Below are 12,726 nucleotides of genomic sequence, written 5' to 3'. Positions count from 1 at the left end.
TCACGGCGACTTTGGATTGAAACAATCTGTAGTCGTTCTGCGTGATCACTCGTCAGAGCGGGGATTTACTGAAATATTTGAGGCATTTGTTCTTAGGCCCCGCTCGCAATTGCTTAACTATTTACCATGCGACAGGGCAGGGTGTCTCCTAATCCGTTCGGATTACCAGTCACGCAGGCCAAAATAAAAATCGAAAAATCGTCGGCAAATCAATGCTTTACGGACCGCATCGGGTGGCCCGGCGCGATTGGGCCGGTGCTCCCCCCGCATGAATTCCCCGCGCCGATCCGCCGTTCAGGAGGCATTCAGCCGTCCGGAGATAAAAAGCATGCAATTCGCCTCGCTCAGGTTTAGGCTGGCGCGGACTGAAGAGGGGGCCGGAGGTCGCGACACGACGCGGCGGCCGGCAGTATAGGGGCGGCGCTCAGGCAGCGCCGGTGGGCAATGAAGACAACTCTGATTGCGGTGCTTTCCGGCATTCTTATGACGGGAACGGCTTTTGCTGCGTCCGTGACGAACAAGGACGGCGACACCGCCGTGCTGGTCGTCGTCGAGGGCGAGAGCCGGATGGAAGTTGCGATCGGATCCGGCGCGACGGAAATGATCTGCCCGAGCGGCTGCTTCGTCACGGCGCCGAGCGGCGACCGCATCGGCCTCCAAGGCGACGAAACGATCGAGATCCTCAACGGCTCCGTGTTGTTCAAATAGGCGATCGTCGCCGCGCTTTGCGCGATCAAGCGGTCTTGCGGCGTCGGCGCGGGAAACTCTTGCAATTAATTAGACGTGCGCCACGTGCCGTCTCGAAGGAGGCGGCACCGCGCGCCGTCTCCTTACCATCGACATCTCTACTGCGCCGCGCGTCTTGTCCGACACGCAAAGGACGCTGTAGCACTTTGAGTTGCTGCATGTTTTCATCCTTAAGTCGGCTCCGATTTAAGGAACATGCAGCAGGGCGCGTCTGCGCGATGAGCCGCGTCTAGGCGTGATGGCCGCTGACGGCCTTGAGCAGTTCGCCCGTCATTTCCCGGCTGCTGCTATGGGAAATATCGCCGAGCGACAGCATGCCGACCATGCGCTTGTCGTCGTTGATCACCGGCAGCCGCCGAATTTTCTTTTCCTCCATCAGCCGGATGGCGTCCTCGAGGGATTCGCTCGTGCGGCAGAAGACGATCTGGTTCGTCATGACGTCGCGCACCGTGAGCGCGTCGAGATCATGGCCGTTGGCGAAGGCGCGCAGCGCCATGTCGCGATCCGTGACCATTCCGATCAGGCGGTCGTTTTCGCCGACGGGCAGGGCGCCGATGTCCTCGTCCTTCATGATGTGCGCCACCGTGCGCAGGTCCGTATCCGGCGAGATCCAACGTACTCCAGAATGCATGGCTTCCGAAATTTTCATCGTAACCTCCCTTGTTCGGCAAAGGCGAAGCATAGGCGGAAATCATGGCTAATCGTTGATATCGGTCGGATTCTCACAAGGGCGGGACCGCCCGCGCCATCGGCGGAGCGGTCCCGAAAGGGTCGGCGCGGTCGATGAGCGCTCCGCTCAGGTCAGGTTTCTCCGCCGCTCCAGTTCCGCTTCAGTCGGCTGCTCGAACTCGAACGAGCCGGTGACGATCTCGCCGGCGCGCACGTATTTGTTCACGGTCACTCCAGAGCCGGAGACCTTCGAACTGACGAGCTTCAGCGCCATCGGGGAGGCGCCGTCGCCAAACAGTTTCTTGCCCTTGCCGAGCACGACCGGGAAAATCGACACATACATCTCGTCGACGAGATCATTGCGGAAAAGCGTCTGCAGCAGGTCGGTCGACCCTTGCGTCAGGAGATCCGGCCCGTCCTCGCTCTTCAGCTTCCGGAGCGTCGCGACAACGTCGCTGCCGAGGGTCTGGCTGTTCTGCCAGCCGAGCTTGAAATCCGGATTGCGCGTTGCGACAAATTTGGTGATGCGGTCGAACAAGGTGCCGATCGGATCGTCGGCGCCGGCATAAGGCCAGTGCGCCGCGAAAATGTCGTAGGTCTTCCTGCCGAGCAGAAGATCGAACGGCTTGGCAAACATCTCGTCCACTGCCGCACCCATCGTCTCGTCGAAATAGGGGGCCACCCAGCCGCCAAACTTGAAGCCGCCGATCGGGTCCTCCTCCGGCCCGCCCGGCGCCTGCATCACTCCGTCGAGACTTACAAATGCACCAACAACGATCTTTCTCATTGCGTTCTCCTTCGTGATCCTTGTGTCAGTATCTACAGCGCCGCGCGTCTATTCAGACGCGCAAAAGGACGCTGCAGCACTTTGAATTGCTGCATGTTTTTATCCTCAAATCGGCTGCGATTTAAGGAAACATGCAGTAGGACGCCCGGCGGCGAATGAAACCGACACGGCTCGCGAAAATATTGCGAGCGCATCTTCGGTAGCGGAGCTCCGCGAAGCGCCTATTCCTTCCGCGGCGGCTGGGCGTAGTCGGGAATCATGAAGCGCCGGCGATAGCTTCCCGGCGTCAGTCCGGTGACGCGCTTGAACAGGCGGCGGAAGAAGGCCGGGTCCTCGTAACCGACCTGCCAGCTGATCTCATCGACTGGGGCTTCCGTCCGTTCGAGCCGGCGCTTGGCATCCTCGATCCTCAGGCGCTGGACATAGGCGATCGGGCTGAGGCCGGTGGCGCCGGTGAAGCGGCGTTTGAAGGTGCGTTCGGCAAGCCCGGCGCGGAGGACCATCTCCTCCAGCGGATTGGCGACCGAGAAATGCGTTGCGATCCATTCTTGCGCCGTCTGGATCGCGACGTCGCCGTGGTCGTTGCGCCCCTCGAAGACGATGTAAGGTGCGAGCCCGTCCTGATGCCATTGCAGAGCGAAATAGCGGGCGACCGCCTGGGCCGCCGTTGCTCCGGCGTGGCGGGCGATCAGATAGAGCACCAGATCGTGCCAGGTCATGGAGGCGCCTGAGGTAATCAACTCCTCGCGGTCCCCGGCAACGACCAGCACGCGCTCGGGGTGGATCGTCACCTTCGGGAAGGCGTTGTGAAAGGCGTGGGCATAGCCGAAATGCACCGTGGCATCGACGCCATCGAAAAGCCCCGTCTCGGCAAGCAGGAAAAGGCCCGAGCAGGCCGAGCACAGGAGCGCGCCGCGGCGATGCATGGCGCTCAGCCAATCGACCAGTTCCGGATGCCGGCCTGTCTGCCAGCCGTCCGGCCCGAGCAGGACCGAGGGGACGATGACGATGTCGGTGGTTTCGATGGCGGAGATGCCACGCTGCACCATCACAGGCACGCCGCTGGCGAGTTCCAGCGGGCCGGACCACAACCCCACGATCTCGACCCGGAACGGCGGCGCGGGAACCGATGCCTGGCCGGGAGACGGCAGGATAGCAAAGGCGTTCATCACGTCGAAGATGCCGCTCAGCGTCGACACCACGGCCTCGGGAATGGCGATGAGGCTCACGTGAAGCGGGTTCGATCCGGTCTCGGCGGTGTTGCGCGGCATCTCGAATCCCATCGGACGGGTGGCGCCACGTCGGCAAACGAGTTCTACCGCGGCACGGCTTATGGCGCAAATGGCCCGGTTCCGGACAATTCCGCTCTGCCGCTCGGTCACATCAGATGCGATCCTCTGCAAATCCTTGGACCTTCAGACCGATGACAGGAGCAAGAACATGGCAAACGTAGAAAATAACAAGATCGACCAGGCGAAGCTCGATGCGATCGTCTCGCGGGCGATCGGCGATCTCTCGGCGGGTTACGGCGGCGTGATGGTGAGCCTCGGCAACCGCCTCGGCCTCTACAAGGCGCTGGCCGGCGCCGGCCCGCTGACCTCGAATGAACTGGCGAACCGTGCGGATTGCGCCGAACGCTATGTGCGCGAATGGCTCGGCTCCCAGGTGGCAGGCGGCTATGTGACCTACCATGCCAGCAGCGGCACTTACGAGCTCTCGCCGGAGCAGGCGCTTGTGCTGGCCGAGGAAGACAGTCCTGTCTTCATCCCCCATGCCTGGGCCGTTCCTGCGTCCATGTGGGCGGACGAGAACAAGGCGGTGGAGGCCTTCCGCAGCGGCAAGGGCATTGCCTGGGGAGATCACGACGGCCGGCTTTATTGCGGCGTCGCGGCCTTCTACAGGAACGCCTACAAGGCCAGCCTGGTGGCCGAGTGGCTGCCCGCTCTCAGCGGCGGCATCGAGAAGAAGCTAAGGACCGGCGCGCGTGTCGCCGATGTCGGGTGCGGGCACGGGCATTCGACGGTGCTGATGGCAAAGGCCTTTCCGGCATCACGCTTCCATGGCTTCGATATCCACCCGGAATCGGTTGCTGAGGCGCGCAAGGTCGCGGAAGAAGCCGGCGTTTCGGATCGGGTCACCTTTGCGAGCGCGCGCGCGGACAGTTACCCGGGCGCGGACTACGATCTCATCTGCTTTTTCGACTGCCTCCATGACATGGGCAACCCGGTCGCCGCGGCGGCGCATGCGGTAAAGGCGATTGCAGGCGAGGGGTCGGTAATGCTGGTGGAGCCCTTTGCCAATGATCGGGTCGAAGACAACGTGTCGCCGGTCGCCCGGATCTACTACGCAGCCTCCACGACGATCTGCTGCGCCCATGCGATCTCGGACGGCGGCCATCTGGTGCTCGGCGCCCAGGCCGGCGAGGCACGGCTCGCGGACGTCTTCCGCAAGGCCGGCTTCAGCCGCTTCCGCCGGGCGCTGGAGACGCCGTTCAACCTGATCCTCGAGGCGCGGCTCTGAAACGATACTGTCTTGTGGCGCGCCGAGCGGCGCACCACAAGACAGACAATTGGCAGCTGGACGCGCCGTCGCAAACATCTCACTATGCCCGCCATGACCTCTTCGCAGGATTTGATATGCCGGCCCTATCGCCAGCTTGCGCGCAATGCTCGTCTCGCCAATGCGCGGCTGGATCGCGCCTGCATGGCGCTCAACCCCGGTGAATGGGAGGCGTCCCGAACATCGTTCTTCCCGTCGCTCAAGGAGACGATGGTCCATCTTCTGAATGCCGATCGATACTATATCGACACGCTGCGCGGCGAACGGCGCGGCCTGGCGAGACCGCCGGGGAGCCGCGCCACGGCGGACGAATTTTCGATCGAACGGGCAGAGGTCGACGAATGGCTGGTCGATTTCAGCGAGAGCCTGACGGCAGAGGAACTTTCACGCGAGATCAGCATTCCCTGGCCGGAAAGGACAATCGCCGAAACCGTCGCCGATACGCTGCTTCACGTTTTCATGCACGGCCAGCACCACCGCGGCCAGATCCATTCGATGCTATCGGGAACGAGCGTCCCCCCACCGCAGATCGACGAATTCATCCTTACCGACAACGGCGCGGCGCGAGCTGAGGACCTCAAGGCAATGGGTTGGACCGAAGCTCAGCTGACGCGATAGGGCGACCGACAGCCTCGTAGCCGCGGACCGTCTCGCAGCCTTTGCGCTCGGCCCCAAGGCGTCCTATTGTAGGACTGTCGTCCGTCGCTCGGGGGCATTGATGTCGGCACGGCCTTTCTCGAAGATTTCCGCGCCGTTCAACGGGCTGCTCGCAGCGGTTGGGCTGGTGGCGGTTGCTGCGCTTACCACACCGGATATCACCGAGCGGGTGAGGCTCGGCCTGCAGGTCCTGCTCGTCGGTATCTGGGGTGTCTATGTCCTGCAACTGATCGAGACGCTGGTCGTGCGGCGCGCGAAAGGTCGCCAGGACAGCACACCGGCGGTCGCCATCGATGTGCTGGCCGTTCTGGTGCCTATGGCCGGCTTCCTGTTCGCCTCCACCCGCAATCAGGACCTTTTCTGCGCCATCTGGCTCTTTAAGCCGCTCAGAAATTCCACGTTCTTCCGGCTGATGGGCAGGGTGATTGTCAACGAGGCGCGAAACCTGATTGGCGTCACATCGGTCTTCGGCCTCGTGCTGTTCGCTGCGGCGCTCGCGGGGTATATCATCGAGCGCGACGTCCAGCCGGATAAATTCGGCAGCATTCCGCAGGCGATGTGGTGGGCCGTTGTCACGCTGTCGACCACCGGTTACGGCGACGCGATCCCGCATAGTTTCGCCGGCCGCGTGCTGGCCGGGCTGGTCATGATGTGCGGCATCGGCATCTTCGCGCTCTGGGCCGGCCTCCTTGCAACCGGCTTCTACGCCGAAGTCCGTCGCCAGGACTTCGTGCGCAATTGGCAGCTGGTCGCCGCCGTGCCGCTGTTCCAGAACCTCGGCTCGTCCGCGCTGGTCGAGATCGTCAGAGCGCTGAGGCCGCGTGTCGTGCCGGCCGGCGCCGTGATCTGCCGCAAGGGCGAGGCGGGCGACCAGATGTACTTCATCGTCGAGGGCCGCGTTTGCGTCGCGACGCCGGACCCGATCGAGCTCGGCCCCGGCAGCTTTTTCGGCGAGATGGCGCTGATCAGCGGTGAGCCCCGCTCGGCGACCGTCAGCGCCACGACCGAGGTCTCGCTGCTGTCGCTGCACGCGGAGGATTTCCAGATGCTGTCCGCCAGCAACCCGGACATCTCTGACATCATCCGCAAGACCGCGCTCGAACGGCGCAGCGCGATCCCGAAGGCTTGATGGAACCGGATTCGGCACTGTGCCTTCCCGCGACACGTGCTACGGTCACGCTTCGTCTCAGCGACGCAACGGGGGAACGATCCGATGGCAGAACCGACAGGTCCGCTGCGGCCCGGAGATCCGGCGCCCGGCTTCGCGCTGCCCGCCGCGAATGCCGAAGGGATAGTCTCCCTCGACAGCCTGCGCGGTCGCCCGTTTCTGATGGGTTTCTTTCGCGGGCTGCACTGCCCGTTCTGCCGGCGCCAGGTGAAGCAGCTTGCCCGTGTCCAGCCTGTGCTTCACGCCACCGGGGTCGAGACGCTCGCCGTGATCAACACGCCTGTCGAGCGCGCGCGCCTCTATTTCCGCTACCAGCCGACGCCGGTAACGCTTCTTTGTGATCCCGATTGCCACACGCACAGGGCCTTCGGCCTGCGGCGCGTCGAGTTCCTGGCCGATGGCAGCGACGAAGCGGCGGAATGGCCGTCCCGCGCGAAGGTCGAGCAGTTCCAGGCGGCGCGAATCAATCCGACCGGCGAGCTGCCGCAGGCGTTGCAGCCGATGGAAGCCAACGGCGTGCTCAACGCCAAGGATGGTTTCGAGCCGGACGAAACCGACAATGCGATCTTTGCAAAGCACGGCACGCAGCTCGTCGGGCACTTCCTCGTCGACGCAGCCGGCATCATCCACTGGGCTCAGCTCGAGGCGCGCGAGGGACCGGACGGCCTCTGCACCTTCCCGACCGCGGCCGAGATCATCGCGGCCGCCGACAATCTCGGACACTGACTTTGCGGCGCGTGTTTTGGAGCAATTTCAGGAAAAGCGTCTAACGGTTTCCGTCCGGAATTGCGGCATTTCAAAGAGTTAGATCTTCTCAGTGAAACAATGAAATGATCTAAGTCGGATCCTTTTCGTAAGTCCTTATCCCCTCCGGCAGTTGCACCCAGGAATGTCTGCGGCAGTCATAGACCGAATCTTCGGGCGGCGGAAAGCTGGGGTCGGCGAAGGCGCCGACGGCGACCGCCACCGAGGACTCTTCGTACCCCTCCTCGGTGTGGAAGAGGTTCGTCCCGCAGACGGGGCAGAAGCGGAACCTGAACCGCGCACCCTGATCGCCGACGCGCACATATTCGGTCGCGGTGCCGGTGACCTCGTAGGGTACGGCGAAGGCCGCGAGCGCCGCAAAGACGCTGCCCGTTCGGCGCTGGCAGGCGAAGCAGTGGCAAACGCCGACGCCGAGCGGTTCGCCCCGGACTTCAATCCGCAATTGCCCGCAGGCGCAGGAGGCTGTTCGGGAACGCATGGCGCACCTCGTGGGGCGTTGTTCTCAGCCTATTCAGGGCCAAGAAGATGCCCGTGATTAGATATGACCTCAATCGTCGTCGTCATGGTAGCGTTCGCGAAAGCGTCGGTCGTCGGAGTAGTCGTCATCGCGATATAGCCGGCGTAGAAGGTAGCGCTGACAACGGCCATCTTCGCAGTGGGTTTCAACGACCCGTTCGCTGACGATGCCGTTGTTGGACGAACTGTTCGAACTCGAATTCGACGATTGGCTCCCGGCCACCGCCGCGCTGGCAGTTATCGTCACGGCCGCAAGCAGGACAAGCTGGATGCGCATATCGCTCTCCTTCCATCGCCGTAATATTCAGCCACCGCGCCTGAATTGGTGATGAACGGGGCGGCGCTGTAGCAGCGTCTGCGTTCACGGGATCGCGAAAATGCTGATCTCGTTGGTGATGCCGCGAAGCGTGACATTGTGCGACATGGGATTGAGGCCGCGGTCGCTGAGGAGTCTCGATGCGCGCGGATCCTCCACCACCGAACCGGTGGCGAAGATCTCGCGCGAGGTGGCGAGATGCTGGACGCGCGAGGCGATGTTGACGGTCTGGCCGAAATAGTCCTGACGCTCGTTGAGGTTAACGGCGATGCACGGCCCTTCGTGGATGCCGATCTTTAGCAGCAGGTCCTCGCTGCCGCGCTCTTCGTTGAGTTCGCGCATCGCATCGCGCATCCGCATCGCCGCTGCAACTGCCCGGTCCGGTGTCGGGAAGGTCGCCATCACCGCATCACCGATCGTCTTGACGACCGCGCCGGCTTCGGCCGCGACGATTTCGTTCAAGACAGCGAAATGCGTTCTGACGAGATCGAAGGCCGCAAGGTCGCCGACACGCTCGTAAAGCTCGGTCGAGCCGCGGAGGTCCGTGAAAAGGAAGGTGAGGCTGGTGATTTTCAGCCGCTGGTCGACGTCGATCGTGTCGGTGCGATAGAGATCGCGGAACGTCTGGTTGGAAAGCAGGCGCTTGGCCGTCAGGAAGGGCCGGCGGCGGCCGAGCATGCCGTGGAGCGCGTCGTTCGCGATGCAGACCGAGGGCAGGGTGCGCACTTCGGCGTGGTTCTCCACCTGGATCCTGAGCGGCCCGGGCTGGAGGCGCAAGGTCTCGCCGTGGCGGTGGCCGCGGTCAAAGACCAGGGCGAGGTTCCTTCGCTCCTTGGTCGGCTCCCCGGCCACCTCGACGAATTGCGCCGCGTGCGTCACAGGCTCGAAGATGATCACGAATTCCGCCGGAAGCTGCAGCGCGATGACCGCCTTGTCGCCGGGCGGCAATTCGAGCGCCTCGATCATGAACTCGTCGACCCTGTCTTCATAACCCTCTTCGGGCAAGTCGACGCCCGAGCCCCAGTAGATCTGGCGGAAATATTCGGCCGGCGGCAGCTCGTGCGGATTGTGGGCCTCGATGTGGCGCACACGCGGGCTCACGGTGAAGGTCACCTCAACCATTTCGTCGAGCGTCGGCTCGTAGCCGGCGGCACAGAGCGCGCAGGTATATTCCTCCTGCTGCAGGGACTTGAGCGAGGTATTGGCGTCGAGCACGCCGCCACAACCCGGGCAGAGCACGTTCCAGGACAGTTCGAAGATGCCGTGATGGGACGCATGGAGGAAGGCCGCGATCGTCTGCTCCTCGTTGAGCCCCTCGGCTCGCGCGAACGCGAGCGCGTTGATGCGGCAGAGCTTGCGGTCCGGCGCATCCCGCACGAACCGCTCGAAGGCATCGACAATCTCCGGCTTCACCGACTGGCGCAGCGCATCGAACAGAGTCTGAGCTTCATTCATCGCGCTATTCTATACGGAATTCGGCGCGTGGTCAGGGGATTTGATCGGGCGCCGTGCAGACCTTGGCGAAAAGCTGTCGAAATCTTGCTGTCGACGGTACCTGGCGTGCTAAGCGCGACGATGCTGGCGGTTCGACAAGTATATATTTGGTTATACTAATTGAAATTTTGAAGTAAAGTAATTAGTGTGTTGTTTTCTAAAGGTATGTTTCAATCATGTATGGCGTTTCAACTGAAAATACAGTAATGAGCTCTCGCAGTTATATTTTTGGGCTGGGAGAGCGCAACATGACCACTATCGTGGGTACTGCCGGAAATGACGCGTTACTAGGAACCGACGAGAAGGATCGCATCTGGAGCCTCATCGGGGACGATGAGATCGACGCGGGTGAGGGCGACGATCTCGTCAACGCTGGCGCAGGAGACGACCGTCTGACGAGCGGGGCCGGCTACGACCGCCTCGACGGTGGCGAGGGCGACGACCAGATCGCCCTGATCGGCACCGGCGGCGCGGTTACCGGCGGGGCCGGCCTCGATACGCTGGTGGTCGACCTCTCCAGCGTCAGCACCACGGTCCGGTTCAGCGGCGAGCACGGCCACGGCGTCATCGGCTACAACACGTCCAATTGGGACCACATCTTCTTCAACCGTATCGAGAGGCTCGTGCTGACCACCGGAAGCGGCGACGACCGGATCTTCGGGGCCGCCTCCGACGACGTCATCTCGACCGGGGCAGGAAACGACATTATCGGTCCTTACGGCACCGACCTCGACGACGGCACCAGCATGTTCGGCGACGACGCGATCGACACGGGCAGCGGCGGCGACATCATTGTCGACACGAGTGGCGCGAACCGCATCTACGCCGGCGACGACAGCGACAACATCGTCACCACTCTTTCCTCAGCGGTAATCGACGGCGGGAACGGCCGGGATACGCTCACGCTGGCCGACGAAGGAAGGACCGAGGACGTGACCGTCGATTTCGCGCAGGGCTTTGCCTCGACCGGTACGCGGATCAGTGGCATCGAGGTCGCCACCGTGGATCTCGGCAGTGGCAACGATACGCTGATCGGCGGAAATCTGTCCTCGCTGAGCGCCCACATGGGCGAGGGCGACAACTACGTGTTCGGTAGTGGCGGGAGGGACTACATAGCTTCCGGAGGTGGTGATGACGCCCTTTATGGCGGCGCCGGCGACGATATCCTGATCAGCGTCGGCGGCAATGATGTGCTGATGGGCGGCGCCGGCAACGATGAGATCCACGACGCGGGAACGAGCTTCGACGACGGCGAGACGATCATCGACGGCGGCGCCGGCGATGATCTGATCCTGGTGAGCGCTCCATCCGGCATCATCGATGGCGGGCAAGGAAACGATACGCTCCATGTGACGCAGCCGCTTCCGGGGACGACCAGTTTCGACGCGGCGACCGGCATGCTCGGCAAGACGCTGATATTTACCAACATCGAGACGTTCCAGGTCGAGGGTGGTTCCGGCGACGATTTCATCCGAACCCTTGCTGGTAATGATCAGCTTACCGGCAATGGCGGCAACGACCGCCTCGACGGCGGGGCGGGCAACGACCTGCTTTGGGGCGGTGCCGGCAGTGACGTGATGACGGGCGGTATCGATGCCGATACCTTCCTGTGGTCTTCCGATACGCTTTCCCGCAACGGTGTCGACCATATCACCGACTTCGATGCTGACGGGGGCGACGTGCTGCGGTTCATCGGCCACGCCTCCACAGTCACCGGGATCGACAGCTTCGCCGACCTCCTTGCGGCGGCGACCGAGACGGCCGACGGACTCTACATCGCCTTCAATGGATCCAGCACGTTTGGCCTCATGCTCGACAACGTTTCGCTGTCCGACCTCTCGGCGGACGACATCGTCCTCGCTTAGATCACTTCATTGTTTCTCTGAAACAGTGAAATGATCTAACTCTTTGAAATTACGCAGTTCCGGACGGAAAACCGTTACACACTTTTCCTGGAATTGCTCTACAGCGCCGCGCGTCTTATCAGACGCGCAAAGGACGCAGTAGCACTTTGAATCGCTGCATGTTTTTGTCCTTAAATCGGCTACGATTTAAGGAAACATGCAGTAGCTGGCGACGATCGTGGGTCGACCCGACCCAAGATCGTTCCAAGAGTTGGAGCAAAGGCGGGCGGCAAGGTGCAGTCATCGAGAACCGCGCGTGCAATCGGCAGACGAGCGGTCAGGCGCGTGCGGCAATTCTCTCATAGGCCTGTTCGATCGGCCCGCGCTCCCGAGCGAAGCGGCCCGCTGCAAGGCGCAGTAGAGCCTTCAGATGTGCGCGCCCACCATAGCCGACGATCGGCGCAAAGGGCGTCATCGCTGGTTGCGGCCGCGGATAGAGCCGCGCGAATTCCGCGAAATTGGTGAAATCCTCGTGGTTGCCAGCCTCGAGAAGGAAGGTTTCGACGGGGGTGCCCTCCGCCAGGATCACTTCATGCGTATCGAGCAGGATATGGAAATACTCGATCTCGTGCTGGTCTTGAGGGAGGGCAGGGGCAATCGACGCCCCATTGATGAGATCCTGCACTCTGATCAGGACGCCGTCGATGAACAGGGCGTGGCCGGGAGAGAGGTAGAGATCCCGATGCGGCGTATGCTCATCGAGGGCATGCCGGCAGATCCGGATCGGCACGACACTGTCGCTCCAGGTGCCCCCGCTGCGCCGGTAGAGATCGCGGCCGATCCATTTGATCGCGTGGGCTTCGCCGCGCACCGTTTCCACGAGATCACCGATCCGGAGATCCTCGATCCGGACCTCGCCCGTCGGGGTCATGATGGACGTGCCGCGAAGAAGACATCTGGGGCCCTGAGCGGGGTTGTTCCCCGGCGGCTTGCCGGGTTTCGGCCCGTTTCCCGGTTTTGCGGCCTGGGCCTGGGCTGTCGAAGACGGAAAGAAAGTCGTCAGGGCCAGCGTGCCCATTGCGGCGATTCTGCCGCCTGTCGCGGCAGCCAGACCGAGGAAGTGCCGTCTTGCCCGATTGAGCTGCGGGCGCTGCTCTCTGGCTGATGGCATGGTTCTCTCCCGCTTTTCCATCACACGGCTTCC

The 12,726-nt window shown here is 62.6% G+C and carries 13 protein-coding genes; 6 read left to right on the top strand and 7 right to left on the bottom strand.

Going from position 1 to position 12,726, the window contains the following annotated elements; all coding sequences use genetic code 11:
• The first annotated feature begins 444 nt into the window (after positions 1-444).
• Positions 445-708: a hypothetical protein gene (locus RB548_RS09385; RefSeq protein ID WP_331374659.1), complete on the top strand. Its 264-nt coding sequence runs from the start codon at positions 445-447 to the stop codon at positions 706-708.
• A 268-nt stretch (positions 709-976) separates the two neighbouring features.
• Here the strand turns inward: RB548_RS09385 and RB548_RS09380 are convergent, their stop codons facing one another.
• The 3 genes from RB548_RS09380 to RB548_RS09370 form a co-directional block, all read right to left on the bottom strand.
• A complete protein-coding gene (locus RB548_RS09380) occupies positions 977-1,396 on the bottom strand; it encodes a CBS domain-containing protein (RefSeq protein WP_331374658.1) in 420 nt (139 codons plus the stop codon).
• Positions 1,397-1,543: 147 nt separating this feature from the next.
• Positions 1,544-2,203, bottom strand: a complete 660-nt coding sequence (locus RB548_RS09375) for a dihydrofolate reductase family protein (protein ID WP_331374657.1) — start codon at positions 2,201-2,203, stop codon at positions 1,544-1,546.
• Between the two features lie 221 nt (positions 2,204-2,424).
• A complete protein-coding gene (locus tag RB548_RS09370; RefSeq protein WP_331374656.1) occupies positions 2,425-3,474 on the bottom strand; it encodes a GlxA family transcriptional regulator in 1,050 nt (349 codons plus the stop codon).
• A gap of 169 nt (positions 3,475-3,643) precedes the next feature.
• Between RB548_RS09370 and RB548_RS09365 the strand changes: the two genes are divergently transcribed.
• The 4 genes from RB548_RS09365 (at position 3,644) to RB548_RS09350 (ending at position 7,313) form a co-directional block, all read left to right on the top strand.
• Positions 3,644-4,723, top strand: coding sequence for a class I SAM-dependent methyltransferase (locus tag RB548_RS09365; RefSeq protein ID WP_331374655.1), 1,080 nt, complete (start codon positions 3,644-3,646; stop codon positions 4,721-4,723).
• Between the two features lie 93 nt (positions 4,724-4,816).
• The gene (locus tag RB548_RS09360; protein ID WP_331374654.1) at positions 4,817-5,380 is read left to right on the top strand and encodes a DinB family protein; all 564 of its coding nucleotides are present in this window, start codon (positions 4,817-4,819) and stop codon (positions 5,378-5,380) included.
• A 100-nt stretch (positions 5,381-5,480) separates the two neighbouring features.
• Positions 5,481-6,548, top strand: coding sequence for a cyclic nucleotide-gated ion channel (locus tag RB548_RS09355; protein WP_331374653.1), 1,068 nt, complete (start codon positions 5,481-5,483; stop codon positions 6,546-6,548).
• A gap of 84 nt (positions 6,549-6,632) precedes the next feature.
• Complete coding sequence (locus tag RB548_RS09350; protein ID WP_331374652.1) at positions 6,633-7,313, top strand: peroxiredoxin-like family protein; 681 nt, start codon at positions 6,633-6,635, stop codon at positions 7,311-7,313.
• Between the two features lie 109 nt (positions 7,314-7,422).
• Here the strand turns inward: RB548_RS09350 and RB548_RS09345 are convergent, their stop codons facing one another.
• The 3 genes from RB548_RS09345 to RB548_RS09335 all read right to left on the bottom strand — a co-directional run bounded on the left by RB548_RS09345 (position 7,423) and on the right by RB548_RS09335 (position 9,639).
• Positions 7,423-7,830: a GFA family protein gene (locus tag RB548_RS09345; RefSeq protein ID WP_331374651.1), complete on the bottom strand. Its 408-nt coding sequence runs from the start codon at positions 7,828-7,830 to the stop codon at positions 7,423-7,425.
• Between the two features lie 69 nt (positions 7,831-7,899).
• Complete coding sequence (locus RB548_RS09340) at positions 7,900-8,145, bottom strand: hypothetical protein (protein WP_331374650.1); 246 nt, start codon at positions 8,143-8,145, stop codon at positions 7,900-7,902.
• 84 nt (positions 8,146-8,229) lie between these two features.
• Positions 8,230-9,639, bottom strand: a complete 1,410-nt coding sequence (locus RB548_RS09335) for an adenylate/guanylate cyclase domain-containing protein (RefSeq protein ID WP_331374649.1) — start codon at positions 9,637-9,639, stop codon at positions 8,230-8,232.
• A gap of 287 nt (positions 9,640-9,926) precedes the next feature.
• Here RB548_RS09335 and RB548_RS09330 point away from each other — a divergent pair, with 287 nt between their 5' ends.
• Positions 9,927-11,543 (top strand): SMc04171 family calcium-binding repeat protein, encoded by a 1,617-nt coding sequence (locus RB548_RS09330; protein WP_331374648.1) that lies wholly within the window; start codon positions 9,927-9,929, stop codon positions 11,541-11,543.
• Between the two features lie 316 nt (positions 11,544-11,859).
• Here the strand turns inward: RB548_RS09330 and RB548_RS09325 are convergent, their stop codons facing one another.
• Positions 11,860-12,693 (bottom strand): Hint domain-containing protein, encoded by an 834-nt coding sequence (locus RB548_RS09325; RefSeq protein ID WP_331374647.1) that lies wholly within the window; start codon positions 12,691-12,693, stop codon positions 11,860-11,862.
• Between the last annotated feature and the right edge of the window lie 33 nt (positions 12,694-12,726).

Origin of the sequence: Sinorhizobium chiapasense (genome assembly GCF_036488675.1) — a bacterium.
In the GTDB taxonomy this organism is placed as follows: Bacteria; Pseudomonadota; Alphaproteobacteria; order Rhizobiales; family Rhizobiaceae; genus Sinorhizobium; species Sinorhizobium chiapasense.
Note: the sequence above shows the minus strand (reverse complement) of the source record. Positions and strands in the feature narration are given on the sequence as shown.